This window comes from Herbaspirillum sp. VT-16-41, assembly GCF_001994935.1.
Classification (GTDB): domain Bacteria; phylum Pseudomonadota; class Gammaproteobacteria; order Burkholderiales; family Burkholderiaceae_D; genus Herbaspirillum; species Herbaspirillum frisingense.
The window spans coordinates 185966-202369 of record NZ_MUXB01000131.1 but is presented as its reverse complement, the minus strand read 5'-3'; the positions used below and the strand labels follow the sequence as shown (position 1 = coordinate 202369).

Annotated in this window: 15 protein-coding genes; 6 read left to right on the top strand and 9 right to left on the bottom strand. The window is 64.7% G+C overall.

What is annotated here, in order from left to right; translation table 11 throughout:
- Positions 1-170: 170 nt before the first annotated feature.
- The 8 genes from BTM36_RS20695 to BTM36_RS20660 all read right to left on the bottom strand — a co-directional run bounded on the left by BTM36_RS20695 (position 171) and on the right by BTM36_RS20660 (position 8847).
- A complete protein-coding gene (locus tag BTM36_RS20695) occupies positions 171-1235 on the bottom strand; it encodes a ketopantoate reductase family protein (protein ID WP_077237754.1) in 1065 nt (354 codons plus the stop codon).
- 22 nt (positions 1236-1257) lie between these two features.
- The gene (locus tag BTM36_RS20690) at positions 1258-2007 is read right to left on the bottom strand and encodes an ABC transporter ATP-binding protein (protein ID WP_006463238.1); all 750 of its coding nucleotides are present in this window, start codon (positions 2005-2007) and stop codon (positions 1258-1260) included.
- Positions 1997-3859, bottom strand: coding sequence for an ATP-binding cassette domain-containing protein (locus BTM36_RS20685; RefSeq protein ID WP_077237753.1), 1863 nt, complete (start codon positions 3857-3859; stop codon positions 1997-1999). The genes BTM36_RS20690 and BTM36_RS20685 overlap by 11 nt, the downstream gene beginning before the upstream one ends.
- The gene (locus BTM36_RS20680) at positions 3856-4890 is read right to left on the bottom strand and encodes a branched-chain amino acid ABC transporter permease (protein ID WP_006463240.1); all 1035 of its coding nucleotides are present in this window, start codon (positions 4888-4890) and stop codon (positions 3856-3858) included. The genes BTM36_RS20685 and BTM36_RS20680 overlap by 4 nt, the downstream gene beginning before the upstream one ends.
- 344 nt (positions 4891-5234) lie before the next feature.
- On the bottom strand, positions 5235-6398 hold the full coding sequence (locus BTM36_RS20675) for an ABC transporter substrate-binding protein (protein ID WP_006463241.1): 1164 nt from the start codon (positions 6396-6398) through the stop codon (positions 5235-5237).
- 96 nt (positions 6399-6494) lie between these two features.
- On the bottom strand, positions 6495-7238 hold the full coding sequence (locus BTM36_RS20670) for an SDR family NAD(P)-dependent oxidoreductase (protein ID WP_006463242.1): 744 nt from the start codon (positions 7236-7238) through the stop codon (positions 6495-6497).
- Positions 7239-7240: 2 nt separating this feature from the next.
- Positions 7241-7612, bottom strand: a complete 372-nt coding sequence (locus BTM36_RS20665; protein WP_077237752.1) for a hypothetical protein — start codon at positions 7610-7612, stop codon at positions 7241-7243.
- A gap of 74 nt (positions 7613-7686) precedes the next feature.
- Complete coding sequence (locus BTM36_RS20660) at positions 7687-8847, bottom strand: acyl-CoA dehydrogenase family protein (protein WP_077237751.1); 1161 nt, start codon at positions 8845-8847, stop codon at positions 7687-7689.
- Positions 8848-9022: 175 nt separating this feature from the next.
- Here BTM36_RS20660 and BTM36_RS20655 point away from each other — a divergent pair, with 175 nt between their 5' ends.
- Together BTM36_RS20655 and BTM36_RS20650 are read left to right on the top strand one after the other, a co-directional pair.
- Positions 9023-10567, top strand: coding sequence for an ATP-binding protein (locus BTM36_RS20655; RefSeq protein ID WP_077237750.1), 1545 nt, complete (start codon positions 9023-9025; stop codon positions 10565-10567).
- 299 nt (positions 10568-10866) lie between these two features.
- Positions 10867-11925: a porin gene (locus BTM36_RS20650; RefSeq protein ID WP_077237749.1), complete on the top strand. Its 1059-nt coding sequence runs from the start codon at positions 10867-10869 to the stop codon at positions 11923-11925.
- A 147-nt stretch (positions 11926-12072) separates the two neighbouring features.
- On the opposite strand, the gene BTM36_RS20645 is transcribed toward BTM36_RS20650, so the two are convergent.
- Positions 12073-13002 carry a LysR family transcriptional regulator gene (locus BTM36_RS20645; RefSeq protein ID WP_006463247.1) on the bottom strand — a complete coding sequence of 310 codons (930 nt, stop codon included), beginning with the start codon at positions 13000-13002 and terminating at the stop codon, positions 12073-12075.
- A gap of 222 nt (positions 13003-13224) precedes the next feature.
- On the opposite strand from BTM36_RS20645, the gene BTM36_RS29295 reads away from it, so the two are divergent.
- The 4 genes from BTM36_RS29295 to BTM36_RS20630 all read left to right on the top strand — a co-directional run bounded on the left by BTM36_RS29295 (position 13225) and on the right by BTM36_RS20630 (position 16390).
- Complete coding sequence (locus tag BTM36_RS29295; protein WP_256385249.1) at positions 13225-13359, top strand: hypothetical protein; 135 nt, start codon at positions 13225-13227, stop codon at positions 13357-13359.
- Positions 13356-14519, top strand: coding sequence for an amidase (locus tag BTM36_RS20640; RefSeq protein ID WP_077237748.1), 1164 nt, complete (start codon positions 13356-13358; stop codon positions 14517-14519). Before BTM36_RS29295 ends, BTM36_RS20640 begins: the two co-directional genes overlap by 4 nt.
- A gap of 78 nt (positions 14520-14597) precedes the next feature.
- Complete coding sequence (locus tag BTM36_RS20635) at positions 14598-15884, top strand: Rieske 2Fe-2S domain-containing protein (protein WP_077237747.1); 1287 nt, start codon at positions 14598-14600, stop codon at positions 15882-15884.
- A 5-nt stretch (positions 15885-15889) separates the two neighbouring features.
- Positions 15890-16390, top strand: a complete 501-nt coding sequence (locus tag BTM36_RS20630; protein ID WP_039875235.1) for an aromatic-ring-hydroxylating dioxygenase subunit beta — start codon at positions 15890-15892, stop codon at positions 16388-16390.
- Positions 16391-16404 lie beyond the last annotated feature (14 nt).

Sequence of the window (16404 nt, the reverse complement as noted above, 5' to 3'; positions counted from 1 at the left end):
CTCAGTCCGGACGGTAGCCGGGGAATTTCCGCTCGCGCTGAAGCGCCTTCGATACGCCGCTGCGCGGCTACTCGGCCCGGACGGTAGCCGGGGACTCCCGTTCACACTGAAGCGTCTACGATACGCCGCTGCGCGGCTACTCGGCCCGGACGGTAGCCGGGGACTCCCGCTCACGCTGCCTTGGCGGCAGGCAGCGGGTTGTTGTCTTGCTGCGCCCTCTGCTGCCGCGCCGCCTCGCCCCGGAACCGCGCCAGCGACACGATGGCGCTGGTGATCGGCATGGGGATGGCGAAACGCTCGGCCATCTCCAGCACAGCATCGCCGATGGCCGCCAGTTCCAGTGGTCGGCCGCGTTCCAGGTCCTGCAGCATGGAAGTGCGGAAGGCGCCCATGGCTTCGCCCAGCTGCAGGAAGGTGAGCGGATCGATATCCACCCGCGCTCCGTAACTGGAGGCCACCAGCAGCGTCTCGCGCATGATCTGGCTGACCACCTCGCGTAGCTCCGGCAGGCCATACAACTGCTCCAGCGTGCCTTGTGTGATGACCGACAGCGGATTGGTACTGATGTTGGCGATGATCTTGGTCCACAACTTGTCGCGGATGCGGTCGGTGGCGCGGGCCTCGATGCCGGCTGCCTCGACGGCCGCCCTTACCCGCAGCAGGCGCTCGCTCATCTCGCCGGAGGGCTCGCCCAATACCATCAGGTGGGGGTTCACCGAACGGATCACGCCCGGGCTCTCCACCTCGGCCGTGATGAAGAGCACGCTGCCGATCAGTTGCGCCAGCGGCACGGCGCGGGACAGCGCCCCGTCCGGATCGACCGCCTTGACGGTCTCGCCATCGAAGCGCCCGCCTTCGCGGTGGAAATACCACCACGGCACGCCATTGTTGGTAGGGATCACCACCGTCTCGCTGCCCACCAGGGGCGCGATCTGCGGCAACAGGGCTGACATGTCCTGACTCTTGGCACACAAGAAAATCACGTCCTGGATACCGAAGGACGGTTGATCATCGGCCGCCGGACGGGCATACGCGGTGCCATGCAGGTCGTGCAGGGTCAGGCCGCCCTCGCGGATGGCCCGTAGCGTCTGGCCACGCGCCAGCACGCTGACCTGGTGGCCAGCCGCCGACAGCCGCACCGCCAGGGTGCCGCCAATGGCGCCGGCACCGGCGATGCAGATACGCAGCGGCGCGGGGGAAGTGGAAACGGGGGTGTCTGCAGGGTCGTTACTCATGGCATGGGCTCAACAAGAATTTTCAACCGGCCAGCTTGTCCTGGTGCTTGCCGGACAAGCCCAGGTAAGCCTCGATCACGCGGCGGTCATGGGCCAGCTGGCTGGCCGGGCCGTGCATGCGGATTTCACCGTTTTCCAGCACGTAGCCATAGTCGGCCACCTGCAAGGCGGCGCGGGCGTTCTGCTCCACCAGCAGGATGGAAACGCCGCGCCGGCGCAGTTCGGCGATGATGCGGAAGATCTCGCGCACGATCAGTGGCGCCAGTCCCAGGCTGGGTTCATCCAGCATCAGCAGGCGCGGCTTGGCCATCAGGGCCCGGCCTACCGCCAGCATCTGGCGTTCGCCACCGGAGAGCGTGCCGGCGTGCTGGGTGCGCCGTTCACGCAACCGGGGGAAGAGCGTGTAGACCTCTTCCAGCGTGGCCGCGTGGTCGCGCTGCCCCGTGCGGTAGCGCTGGAAGGCGCCCAGCATGAGGTTGTCCTCGATGTTCATCTCGGCGAAGAGTTCACGCTTCTCTGGTACCAGGGTCATGCCGGCAGCGACCATGTCTTCCACTTCCGGGGAATGGCGGATCACGCCATCGAAGGCCATCGCTCCGCGCGAGGGCAGCACGCCCATGATGGCCGAAAGCAGCGTGGTCTTGCCGGCGCCATTGGGGCCGATGACGGTGACGATCTTGCCCTGCTCCACCGACAGGTCGATGCCGGTCAGGACCTGCACCCGCCCGTAGGCGGCCGACAGGTCGCGGACTTCCAATACCTTATTGCCCATGGTGTGCTCCTGCCGCCAGCGCGGTGTCGGGAATCGCTTCTTCATCGGCCGCGCCCAGATAGGCTTCCAGCACGGCGGGGTTGTTCTGGATTTCTTCGGGCAGGCCTTCGGCGATCTTCTGGCCGAAGTCCATCACCACGATGCGGTCCACCAGCTCCATGACGAAGTCCATGTCGTGCTCCACCAGCAGGATGGCCATGCCCTCGCTGCGCAGCTTGCGCAGCAGGTCACCCAGGGCCTGCTTCTCGCCCAGACGCAGGCCGGCAGCCGGCTCATCCAGCAGCAACAGGCATGGGTCGGCGGCCAGGGCACGGGCGATTTCGAGGATGCGTTGCTGGCCCAGCGAGAGCGAGCCGGCCTGCTCGTACATCTGTGCCTTCAGGCCGACGCGTTCGATCTGGCGCGCGGCTTCGGCCAGGATGCGTGCTTCTTCCTGGCGGTCCAGGCGCAGCATCGAGGCCAGCACGCCGCGCTGGCCGCGCAGGTAGGCACCGATGGCCACGTTCTCCAGCACCGTCATGCGCGACATCAGTCGTACGTGCTGGAAGCTGCGGCTCATGCCCAGCCCGGCGATGTGGCGCGAGCCACGGCCGGTCACTTCATGGCCGCGGAACTGCACGCTGCCCGAGGTCGGCGTATCCACGCCGGAAATCTGGTTGAACAGGGTCGACTTGCCGGCGCCATTGGGGCCGATCAGGGCCAGCACTTCACCGGCCATGACCTTCAGGCTCATGTCGTTGTTGGCCACCAGTCCACCGAACTTGCGGGTGACGTTGCGCACGTCCAGCACCACCTCGTGGGTGGCCGGCATGGCGCGACGCGGCAGCGCCTCGGCCTGGGGATCGATCTGCAGGCGGCGGGTACGCACCGGCACCAGGCGCGCCAGGTAAGGCCAGACGCCATCACGCGAGCGCTGCAGCAGCACCACGATCAGGAGACCGAAGACGATGGTCTCGAAGTTGCCCGAGCGACCCAGCAGCACCGGCAGGATGCCCTGCAACCATTCCTTGAGGACCACGATCAGGGCCGAGCCCAGCACTGCACCCCACACATGGCTGGCACCACCGAGCACGGCCATGAACAGGTAGTCGATGCCGAAGCCCAGGCCGAACGGCGACGGGTTCACGAAGCGCTGCATGTGCACGTACAGCCAGCCCGAGAGTGCTGCCAGCACCGCCGCAATGACGAACACCACAATGCGCATGCGGGCCGTATTGATGCCCATGGCTTCGGCCATGACGATGCCGCCCTTGAGGGCACGGATGGCGCGACCTTCACGCGAATCCAGCAGATTGTTCAGGGCCGCCACGCCCAGCAGCACGGCCACCCAGATCAGGCCGAACATGGCGCGGTCCGAGGCCAGCGGTACACCGAACAGGGCGATGGAGGGGATGCCGGACATGCCGGTCTGCCCCCCCATGCTCTCCAGCGTGCCGAAGATGAAATACAGGCTGATACCCCAGGCGATGGTACCCAGCGGCAGGTAGTGGCCGGACAGCTTGAGCGTGACGCTGCCCACCGCCAGCGCCAGCAGCGCCGTCAGGACCAGGGCCACCACCAGCGCCACCCAGGGCGATTGCATCCACAGCAGCGCATCGGGCAGCGGTAGCACCTTGGCCGACAACGCAGCCGAAATATAGGCACCCAGGCCGACAAAGGCGGCCTGACCGAAGCTGGTCAGGCCGGCCACGCCGGTCAGCAGCACCAGTCCCAGCACCACCAGCGAGGCCAGACCGATGTTGTTGAGCAGGGTCATGTAGAACGGTGGCAGTACGAACGGCGCCACTGCCATCAGGACCACGAAGATCGCCAGTGCGGCCCTGGAAGAGAGGCGGGAGGAAGTCGCTTTCATTCTTCTTCCTCCACATGACGGGTGGAGAGGGAACGCCATAACAGGATGGGGATGATCAGCACGAAGACGATGATTTCCTTGTAGGCGCTGGCCCAGAAGGTGGAGAAGGATTCGATCAGGCCGATGGCCAGCGCGCCCACCGCGGCGACCGGATAGCTGACCAGTCCACCGATGATGGAACCGACGAAGCCCTTGAGGCTGATCAGGAAACCGGAGTCATAGTAGATCGTGGTGATGGGCGCGATCAGCACGCCCGACATCACCCCGATCAAGGAGGCCAGCAGGAACATGGCCTTGCCGGCGAAGACCGGCGAGATGCCCATGAGCCGCGCGCCCATGCGATTGAGGGCGGCGGCGCGCAGGGCCTTGCCATACAGGGTGCGTTCGAACATCAGGAACAGGCCCACGATCAGCAGCAGCGACACGCAGATCACCCACAGCGCCTGGCTGGAGAAACGGAAGCTGCCGACCTCCAGCGCGGCCTCGGTGAAGGGCGCGGTACGCGCGCCCTCGGGGCCGAACACCAGCAGCGCCACGCCCACCAGCGCCACGTGCACGGCGATGGAGACGATCAGCAATACCAGCGGCGAGGCGCTGGCAATGGGCTGGAAGGCCATGCGGTACATCAGCGGCCCCATCGGTACCAGCAGCAGCAGGGTCATCAGGACCTGTACCAGCATGGGCATGGTGGTGAAGTTGACCGACAGCGCCACGCCGGCCACCACGGCCGCATAGACCAGCTTGGCCGGCAGCCACAGGCTGGGGCGACGACGGCTGCTGCGCCACATGTCGTACAGATCGAAGACACAGGCACCCAGGCACATGGCCACCAGCAGCCAGGCCACCGTCAGCGGTTGGCCGTTCTGCATCATGCCCATGGTGAGCGCACCAAAGGAGACGAATTCGCCCTGCGGTATCAGCAGGATGCGGGTGACGGTGAAGACCAGGACGATGGACAGCGCCAGCAGCGCATAGATGGCGCCGTTGGTGATGCCGTCCTGTCCCAGGAGCGCCACGATTTGGAGATTCATTGCGACTTCCTTGTGGAGCCGGCGCGCTGCGATCCAGCCAGCAACGACGCGCCAGGTTCGGGATACGTGTGGAGGTGGAGAACTCCGCCAGCCGCACTGACAAAGCTCAGTGCACCTGGCGAAATGAGTACATCTTTTTCTTTGAAACCATTTGCTGATCCATCTCACCACCGTTCGGACTGAGTAGGCCCTTTGAGGGCCGTATCGAGGGCGTGCCGACGGCGATGCCGACAGTCCCTGCCCCTGTCCCCTGCCCCCCCCGGCAGGCGGGCCTTCGATACGCGGCGTTGCCGCTACTCAGGACGAACGGTCAGGTGATGCGCAAAAACCTTCAGGGCCGTCTCCTATTTCAACAGGGTCCAGTTGCCGCCCTTGACGGTGATCAGCTCGCGGCCGCGTTCGTCGAAGCCGCTATGGTCGGCCGGGCTCATGTTGTAGACGCCCTGGGTACCCACCACTTCCTTGGTGTTTTCCAGTGCATCACGCAGGGCGGCGCGGAATTCCTTGCTGCCCGGCTTGGCCTTCTTGGCGGCGACGGGGATGGCTTTTTCCAGCAGCAGGCCGGCGTCATAGACGTTGGCACCGAAGGTGGCGGGCACCGTGTTGTACATCTTCTTGTAGGCCTCGATGTACTCGGTGGCGACCTTCTTGGACGGGTTGCTGTCGGCGATCTCCGGCAGCACCAGCATCAGGCTGGCGGCGAGGATGGTGCCTTCCACCTTGTTCTTGCCCAGTTGCAGGAAGGCCGGCAGCGCCGCGCCGTGGGTCTGGTACAGCTTGCCCTTGTAGCCCTGGTCGAACAGCGTGGTCTGCGGCAGCACGGTGGCGGCGCCCGGGGCGGCCACCAGCACGGCATCCGGATTGGCGGCGATGATCTTCAGGGTCTGCGCGGTCACCGAGGTGTCGGTGCGCTGGTAGCGCTCGTTGGCGACGATCTTGATGCCGTTCTTGCCGGCCAGTTCGGTGAAGACCTTGGCCCAGTTCTCGCCGAAGGGATCGTTGACGGCGATGAAGCCGGCGGTCTTGACCTTGGTCTTGACCATCTGGTCCACCAGGGCCTTGGCGATCAGGTCATCGTTCTGGGTGGTCTTGAAGACCCACTTCTTCGGTTCGGTCATCGGCAGCACCACGGCGGCCGTGCCGACCGGCGCCAGCATCGGCACCCCGGCTTCGGCGACAAACGAGATCACGCCCATGGCATTGGGCGAACCGCTGGGGCCGATGATGGCATCGACGTTGTATTCGGAAATGAGCTTCTTGATTTCGGTGACCGACTTGGTCGGATCACTGGCATCGTCCAGCGAGATGTACTCGACCTTGAGGTCGCCGATCTTGGTGGGCAGCAGCGGCACCGTGTTCTTCTGCGGAATACCCACCAGCGAGACCGGCCCGGTGGAGGAGGTCACGACCCCGATCTTGACCTGTGCGAAAGCGGGATTGCCGGCGAGGCTGGCGATGGTACCGAAGGCGGCCAGCGCGGCCGTGGCAATCAAGCGTTTGTGCAGCATGTGTTTCTCCCTTGGTGGTTGAGATGATGGCGGGCTTCCCCACTCCGCCATCGATCTGAGGACAGCAATGTGACATCAAAGCAGGGACGACGTCTGTCAACGCATGTACAGACCGCCGTTGATATCGAGGCAGGCACCGGTGGCCGACCCGGCTTCGGGCGAGGCCAGCAGCAGCACCGCATCGGCTATGAAATCCGGTTCGCCCAGGCTCTTGACCGGGATGGTGGCGATGGTCGCAGCCAGTTTGTCGGCCGGGACGATTTCACGCACGATGGGCAGGTCCAGCGGACCAGGCGAGATGGCGTTCACCGTCACGCCAGCCCCGGCCAGCTCGCGTGCAAACACCTTGGTCAGCGTGAGCACGGCGCCCTTGGCGGCCGCATAGTGCGCGCCGGTGGCGGTGCCGCCGTTCTGCCCGGCCAGCGAGGCGATGTTGATGATGCGACCGTAGCCACGCTCGGCGAAGCGCTTGCCGAACACCTGGCATGCAAGAAATGTGCCCTTCATGTTGATGGCGGTGACCTCATCCCACTCCTCGGGAGTGATCTCCATCAGTGCCGCCACGCGCGAGCGGCCGGCATTGTTGACCAGCACCGCCGCGCCGCCCCAGCGCAATTCGATGGCGTCGCAGGCAGCGATGAAGTCGGGCTTGCGCCGCACGTCCAGCGCCAGCGGCATGGCCGTGGCGCCGCTGGCGTCCAGGCTGGCGGCCACGGCCGAGACGTGCTCCAGGTCGATATCCGACAGCGCCACCTTGTAGCCGGCGGCGTGCATCTTGCGGGCGATGCTTTCACCGAGGCCGCGCGCGGCACCGGTGACCAGGGCAATCTTCTTGTCCATGCTCAGGCGCCCTGGATGATCAGTGCACGGCCGACGCGGGCTTCGATCTTGCCGTACTTCCAGAGGCGATGTTCACCCACCATGGTGGTGCGGAACAGGTTGCAGGCGGCCACCACCGTATCCAGGTCGGCCACATCGGCCATGATGTAGAAGGTCCAGGGCGCGTCGTCGGACTTGCCGACCATGAGGCGGTCGTCATCCATGGTGCCCAGGACCTTGATGCCCTCCATGGTGGCCAGCGCGGTCATCATCTGGCCATAGGCTTGCCAGACCGGACCGGTATCGGTGGCGGGCAGGTCGAAGAAGTTCTGCGTCACGCCGACGCAGAAGAGGACGCGCAGCGGTTCTTTATCATTGCTTGGGATTTGGCTCATGGAGGCTCCGGGCTGAAAACTTGGCGATCAAAAAATGGCGTGTACGTAACAGGGAACAGGGGCAAGGGTGGGCTTCACAGGAAACCCGGCATCGGCGGCACGCCCAGCGTGACCGCACCGGCACCGTCATAGATGCCCTCGCCCAGGAAGGCGTGCTGCTTCACCACGGCAGCGTCGCGCAGGTAACGCTGCAAGGGATGGTTGCTGTAGATGGCGGTGGTCCCTGCCAGACCGAACATGGCTTGCACCACCTCGTTGCCGACCTTGGCGATCTCTACTGCGGTCAGGCGCAGCAGGCTCACCTGTTCGGGCGTGACGGGGTTGCCGGCGAGGATGGATTCCCACACCTCGCTGGTGGCGTCATACAAGAAGGCGCGCGCCGAACGCAGCCTGGCTTCGGCCTTGGCCACCTCGATGCGCACATACGAACGGTCGGCCAGCTTGGGCGCGCCGGTGATGGCCACGCGGCCACCGGACATCTGGTTGATTTCGTCGATGGCGGCACGGCCCACGCCGAGGTTGACCACTGCCAACACCTGCGCGGCATAAGCGATGGTGGGATAGCGGTACAGCGGCTCATCGATGGTAGGCACGCCGCCACGGATGAAGGTCCACTCTTCCGGCACGAATTGCTGGCTGACCTTGAGGTCGTGGCTGCCGGTGCCGAGCAGGCCCATGACGTCCCAGTTGTCGACGATCTCGACCTGGTCCGGCGGCAGCACCGCGGTGCGCGGCTTGGAGCCGGCCTGGCCGGGGACGGCCGCGCCGATGCCCACGCCCAGCATGTCGGCGCCCTTGCTGCCGCTGGCGAACTTCCAGGTGCCGTTGACCATCCAGCCGCCTTCGACCTGGGTCGCCGGCTGGATCGGGAACAGGCCACCGGCAAAGGTCAGGTCGGGGCTGTTGGCGTAGAGCTTGGCCTGGGTGTCCTTGGGAAGGGCCGCCAGATAGACCGAGGCCGAGCCGAAGCTGGCGACCCAGCCGACCGAGCCATCAGCTTCGGAAATACGTTCCACCAACTGCAGGAAGGCCATCGGCGACATGCCGCTGCCACCGAAGCATTGCGGGGTGGCGGCGCGATAGACACCGACCTTCTTCAACTGCGCGATGAAATCCTTGGGCACGAAACGCTGGGCCGCGAACTCATCGCGGCGTGCGCGGATCTCCGCCAGCAGCGGCGTGAGCGCATCTTCTTCACGGGCCGCCAGCGCGGCCGGTTTCTCCATCACGGACATTGCATTCTCCAGGTGGCTTGCATCAGAATGAAGTCGAGTGTAGGGAGCGGCGTTTCCCGGTTCAATCGGGACCGCTGCAGCTTTTTTAGGGGATGAGGAGAAGGCCGCTAAAGAAAACCCCTAGAGATCACCCCCGATGACCAGCGAGAGACCGATGCCAGACCACCCTGCTCCCATGCCACAGGACGGCGCACAAGACAGCGCACAGGACGACGCCATCCGCTTCGGCCTGGATGACTTCCGTCGCATGATGGATGCGCTGCCCATGTGCATCATCCTGCACGACGCCCAGACCAAGTCCATCCTCTGGGCCAATCCCTCGGCCTGCAAGGTGCTCGGATTCACCCTGGAAGAGCTGCTGCCGCTGAAGGCGCCGGACATGAGCCGCCAGTCGCACGAATACCGCCGCGAGATCGGCCGCAAGTGGCTGCACGATGCCGTGCTCCACGGCAGCAATATGGTCGAGTGGTGCTATCGCGCCAAGAACGGTGACGAGATCATGTCGGAGGCCATCGCCACCCTGGTGCCGCTGAACGAGCGTGACGTGATCATGGTGCAGTTCCGCGATATCGCCCGCGAGGAACAGATACGGCGCGAGATGAAGAAGCTGGAGAGCCGTCTCAAGGAATTCATGCAGGATTCCGACGAGGGCGTGGCGGTGCTGCGCGCCGATGGTGGCATCGAATACCTGAGCGATGCCGGGCGCAAGCTGCTGGGGGTGCGACCGGGCCAGAACCCGCCCAAGAATTTTGTCGAGCAGTGCCTGCCGGAATCGCGCGATGAACTGCTGGAACTGCTGACCCTGGCGCTGCCGGACGCGATCAGCTTCCCGTTGCGCTACCAGGTGGCGCGCAAGGATGGGCTGGTGCGCTGGCACCATGCGGTCTGCCGCTATATCGAGATCGAGAACGACCTCAAGGGCCATCTGCTGCACTTCCGCGACATTACCGAGCAGGTCGAGGCCGAGGAGGCGCGGCGGCGCGACCAGGCCGCCCTGGAATCCCTGGCCCGCCACAATGCCATGGGCGAGATGGCCACCGCGATTGCCCACGAACTGTCGCAGCCGCTGGCGGCGATCCGCAACTTCCTCGAAGGTTCGGTACTGCGCCTGCAGCAGAACGAGGCCCTGCGCCCGCATGCAGGGCAGATCGTCTGGGGCCTGGAGAGCGCCGGCCGCCAGGTCGATCATGCCGCCACCATCATCAAGAGCGTGCGCGAATACGTAGTTCGGCTGGAACAGAGCGAAGCCCTGATCGACCTCAACGCGGTGCTGGAGGAAGTACGCTGGTTCATCGAGATGAAGGCCGCCGAGGGCAAGGTGCATCTGCAATTCGCGCCCTGCGAGGAGCCGCTGATGGTCAGCTGCGAAAAGGTCCTGATCGGCCAGGTGGTCCTGAACCTGGCCTTCAATGCCATCGAAGAAATGGTCGAGTTTCCGGAAGGTGCCAGGCACGTGCGCATCAGTACCCGGCGCAGCGCCGGCAATGCGCTGCTGACGGTGGCCGACGAAGGGCGTGGCATCGATGCCGGCCATCGGGAGCGGCTGTTCGATGGCTTCTTCTCCTCCAAGGTCAGCGGCAATGGCATCGGCCTGGCGTTGTGCAAGAACATCATCGCCCGCCATCGCGGTGATATCTGGGCGCAGCCCGGGGAAGTCGATGGCGAAGTGCGCGGGACGCGCTTCTGTTTCACGCTTCCGTTGGCCGAACACCACAACTAAAGATTCCTTTACGCCCTTCCCCCGACGCGCCGCATTGGTGATCGGGCGCACTCGCATGGGGAGGTCATGCATGAATCGGCCATGAAAGCGGTATTTCATGCACCGGATTCGAGAGTACACCGCTTATCGGAGCCATGCATGAATCGGGCTTATTCCATCTATCCGGCGCATCAATTTGATCTCGCGCAAAAGCGCTTCCTATGATGGGGGCACATGACGAAATGTCATGCACTCCACCGGTCCTCGTTCAGGGACGAGACCGCGACATCACACAGCAACACCACAGGGAGCCTTGTCACATGAAGAAGAAACTACTGGTCGCCGCCATGCTCGCGGCCGGCACGGGGATGGCGCATGCGCAGAGCAGCGTCTCCATCTACGGCCTGATCGATCTGGGTCTGACCTATTACTCCAACGCGGTCAAGACCGGCGGCGGTGGCGCTTCGCTGCTGCGCATGGATAGCGGCATCGCCCAAGGCAGCCGCATCGGCTTCAAGGGGACCGAAGACCTGGGTGGTGGCCTCAACGCCTTCTTCACCCTGGAAACCGGCTTCGGCGCCGATGACGGCAGCCTGGGCCAGGGCGGCCTGCTGTTCGGTCGTCAATCCTTCGTCGGCCTGGGCAGCAAGGACTGGGGCTCGGTCAGCGTGGGTCGCCAATACGACTTCATGGCCAACCTCGGCGGCCAGTACGCCATGGGCGCACTGTCGCCGGCCGGTTCCTTCGGCTGGGGCCTGCACGCCGATGCGGCGCACGGCACGGCATTGAACAACCACATCTATGCCGGTGACCGCACCAACAACTCGATCAAGTACAACAGCGCCAAGTTCAGCGGCTTCAGCTTCGGTGCCATGTACGGCTTCGGCGAAGTGGCTGGCGACAACACCGCCAACCGCACCCTGAGCGCCACCGGCCAGTACGACAACGGCCCCTTCAGCAGCGCCCTGTCCTACACCGATATCAAGAACGCCACCGGCACCGCCTCGACCCGCATGTACGGTCTCGGCGCGCGCTACCAGATCGGCGCCTTCACGCCCTTCGGCGTGATCACCCAGGTCAAGAACACCGGCACCAATGCCAAGGCCACCACCTATGAACTGGGTACGGTCTATGCATTGACGGCGCTGTGGGACCTGGCGGCTGCCTACCAGTTCCAGAAACGCAACCAGGGCGTGGGCAATGCCCAGGCGCTGGTGGCCACGGTCGACTACAAGATCTCCAAGCGTACCGACCTGTACCTGGGCGCCGTGTATGACCGCGACAAGGGCTACAACGCCTATCCGGTCTTCGGCGGCGGCATCCAGTCCTCGACCGGCAACCAGACCGGCGTGCGACTGGGCATGCGTCATCGCTTCTGAGTCACGCCACGCGATCGATGGCTTGAGGAAGGGAGGGCCGCTGCCGACATCCGGCGGTCCTCCCGCACGCAGGAGAGAACGGCCCGTCGCTCTGGCGGGCCTTCTGCATTACGGCGTTATGCCGAGGTATCCGAGGTATCGGCAGCTTCAGCTGCTGCGGCCGTAGCTCTGCAGCATGTCGATGACGATCTGGCGCAGCCAGCCGTTGCCGGCATCGGCATCGAAGGCCTGGTGCCAGTGCAGGGTGATGTCCACGGTGGGCAGTTTCACCGGCAGTTCGTAGGAGAGGAAGACGTCCGGATGTTCGCTATGGAACAGCTTGGCGATGCGCGCCGGCACGGTGGCCACCAGATCGGATTTGCCGAGGATGCGCGGCAGCACCGTGAAGTGCGGAATGGACAGGTTGATCTTGCGCTGCACGCCCAGCGTGCGGAAGGAATTCTCGACCTGATGGTGGCTGCTTTCGGCCGACTCCACCAGCACGTGCGAGAGCGCCAGGAATTCGTCCAGCTCCAGATGATCGCGTGCGGGCAGCCCTTCACGCCGACGCATCATGCAGACATAGGTTTCGCGGAATAGCAGTTCATGGCAGGTCACCGCCTTCAGGGCCGGCAGGTTGCCGAAGGCGAAGTCGAGCTGGCCGGTACGCAGTGCCTCTTCCAGATGGGCCGGGGGCACCTGCTCCACCTGCAGCCGGGTATGCGGTGCCTGGGCCGTCAACAGTTCGCACAGTTGCGGCAGGAACATCATCTCGGCGACGTCGGTCATGGAGGCGCGAAACACCCGGGTGCTGGCAGCGGGATCGAAGCGCTCGGTATAACGCAGCGCATCCTGCACCGCCTGCAGGGCGCGATTGATGGGCTTGGACAGCTCCACCGCGGCCGGGGTGGGTTGCATGCCCTCCTTGGTGCGGATGAACAGCGGGTCATCGAAGATCTGCCGCAGCCGCCCCAGCGCATAGCTCACGGCCGGCTGCGACAGGTGCAGGCGATTGCCGGCCAGGGTCAGGCTGCGCTCATCGGCGATCGCCTGGAAGACCCGCAGCAGGTTCAGGTCCATGTTGTTGAAGGTGGCCATGGCAGTCTCCGGTGTAGCCCGTGAGGGCAGAAAAACGCGAATGAACGTGCAGTGGCAGGCGACCGACAAATATCCATGCCACTTATGTGAAAAATATTTTACATCAATTTGATCTATTTTAAGGCGACTTTTAAAATGCATCGCATCAGCCAAGGAAACCGCCTGCATCCAGCGCCCGACGACCATCGTCAGCCTGCACGGCACCATTTGAATGGATGCACCATGACACCTCAGCCAGCCGCTTTCCAGCCTGCTTCCCAACCCGCATGCCAGCCCCTGCGCAAGCGCACCGGCAACGCCGCCCTGGCAGCCCTCCAGCACCAGGCTGCCATCGCCTGCCTGGGAGCGGCGGGATGAGCGAGCGCACCGTACCCGGCACCGGCCACGCCCTGCTCTCGCGCTTTCATCTGGGCGGCAGCGGCCCCACGGTCGCCATCAAGGATTGCATCGACATCGCCGGCCAGCCCACCTGTGGCGGCAGTGCCGCCCTGGCCGACGCACCGCCGGCGGCGCGCCACGCCGAGGTCGTGCAGCGACTGCTGGACGACGGCTGGCAGATCACCGCCCGCGCCAACATGCACGAACTGGCCTATGGCATGACCGGCATCAATGACTGGAACGGCACAGCGGTCAATCCGCAGGATGCGACCCGCATGACCGGTGGTTCTTCCAGCGGTTCGGCCTCGGCGGTCGGCGCCGGCTTGGTGGACCTGTCCATCGGTAGCGACACCGGTGGCTCGATCCGCCTGCCCGCTGCCTGCTGCGGCGTGACCGGATTCAAACCCAGCTTCGGCCGCGTCAGCCGCACCGGCGCCTATCCCGCCCGCAGCACCCTGGATTGCGTGGGACCGTTTGCCCGCAGCATGGACCTGATCATCAGCGCCATGGCCAGCATCACCCCCGACTTCGACCGCAACGCAGCACAGGCACCGGCCGCCGATGCCCGCGTGAGACTGGTGACGGTACAGGCCGATGCCGACATCGCCGCCGCCGTGCAGGCCGCCTTTGCCGCCAGCGGCTGGCGCGGCACGCCCTGGACGTCGCAGCATATGCAGGCCGCCTTCGAGGCCGGCATGACCCTCATCAACCGCGAGACCCATGCCGCCTTCGGCCATCTTCTGGGCCGGGGCAAGCTGGGGGCGGACATCGAGAAACGCCTGTCGGCCGCCGCCACCACCAGCGATGCCGCAGTGGCCCATGCCGAAGAAGTGCGCGCCGCCTTCAGCGCCGAAGTCGACGCCGCCCTGGCCGATGCCGACGCCCTGCTGCTGCCCACCCTGCCGGCCCTGCCACCGACGCTGGAGGCCATTGCGCAAGGTGCCTCGGTGCTGACGCTGTCCTCCCTGGTGCGCCCGTTCAACCTGTCCGGCCATCCGGCACTGACGATTCCCGTCCCGATTGCCGGCAGCCCGCTCAAGGCCGGCCTGCAACTGGTCGGCCGCAAGGGCGAGGACGAACGCATCTGCGCCCTCGGCCTGCACCTGGAACAGGTACTGCGACGACACGTCACCCCATGAACACACCATGAGCAGCAAGACCCGCGCCCGCGACGATCAACACCGACAACGACTGCAAGCAAGCCACTGGAGAACGCAATGAACGCACCACTACGCTTCCACCCGCGCAAGACCGAGTCATCCCATGCCGATCTGGTACAGGATGCGATGGTCGATCCGGCGCTCTATACGGACCCCGCCATCTTCGAAGCCGAGATGGACAAGATCTTCTACAAGACCTGGATCTGGGTCGGCCATGAAAGCGAGATCAAGAACCCGGGCGACTTCAAGACCGCACAGATCGGCCGCCAGCCGGTGATCGTGGTGCGCGACAAGACCGGCAAGATCAACGTGCTGGAAAACCGCTGCCGCCATCGCGGCGCCACCGTCTGCGAAAAGCACAAGGGCAATGCCACCGGCTTCACCTGCCCCTATCACAGCTGGTCCTATGCCCTGGACGGCAAGCTGCGCGGCCTGCCCTATCCGGAAGGCTATGAAGACGTCATCGAGAAGGCCGACCTGCCGCTGCAGAGCCTGCGCGTGGACAGCTACAACGGCATGATCTTCGCCTCCTTCAACCAGGAAGTGGAACCGCTGTCGGACTTCCTGGGCCATGCCAAGAAGTGGATCGACCTGTTCATGAAGCAGGGCGCCGGCTTCCCCATCAAGGTGCAGGGCGAGCACAAGTTCAGCTTCAAGGGCAACTGGAAGATCCAGCTGGAAAACACCACCGACGGCTATCACTTCCCGGTGGTGCACAAGACCTTCCTGTCCTCGGTGGATGAAGAAACTTCCGAGATGCTCTCCTTCATGACCGACGACCAGTCCATCACCCGCTCGCTGGGCAATGGCCACAGCGTCATGATCATGGTGCCGGAACACGTGGACCTGGATGTCGACGATGGCAGCGAACAGCTGCAGGAGCGCTTCGCCCATGTCGTCGAGGAACTGTCCAAGACCATGCCGCCGGAACAGGTGCGTCGCATCGTGCGTTCGCTGCACGGCGCCGGCTTCAACCTGAATCTGTTCCCCAATGTGGCGATGTCGATGTCCTTCTTCCGCGTGCTGCATCCGGTGTCGGTGGGCGAGACCCAGATCCGTCACGTGGCCCTGGGCATGGATGGCGGCCCCGAGATTGCCAACCGCGAACGCCTGCGCATCCACGAACACTTCCAGGGACCGTTCGGCTTCGGCAGCCCCGACGACGCCGAAGCCTGGGAGCGCGTGCAGACCGGCTCTTACGCGGGTCGCAATGCACCGATCCTGGTCAACCGCGGCCTGAACCGCGAATGGGTGGACGACAACGGCGACAAGGTGTCGCACTCGACCGATGAAACCGGCATGCGCGAAGCCTATGCCATGTGGAAAAAGATGATGGAGAAGTGATCAACATGAGCCAACAAGACAACCTGCAAGGCATCCCCGCGCAAATGGCCCGGGCCATCGCCTTCATCTGGAAAGAGGCCGAACTGCTGGACCGCAAGGACTACGCCACGTGGGAGACCCTGTGGACCGACGACGGCTACTACGTGGTGCCGATCGACCAGGAGACCACCGATTTCGCGGCCACGCTGAACTACGCCTACGACAATGCCCACATGCGCAAGATCCGTATCGAGCGCCTGACCTCGGGCCACGCGATGTCGGCGGTGGATGCGGCCGCCACCGTGCGCACGGTCTCGCGCTTCGTGCCGGTGCACCTGTCGGACGAGCTGGTGGAAATCACCTCGGCGCAGGTGCTGGTGGGCTACAAGCGCCAGCAACACACCATGTTCGTGGCCAATGTCACGCACCGGCTGCGCTTCACGCCCCAGGGACCGAAGATCGAGCAGAAGGTGATCCGCCTGATCAACTCGATGGACAGCCTCAATGCCCTGGGCTTCCTCCTGTAAATCCGGGTAGGCAT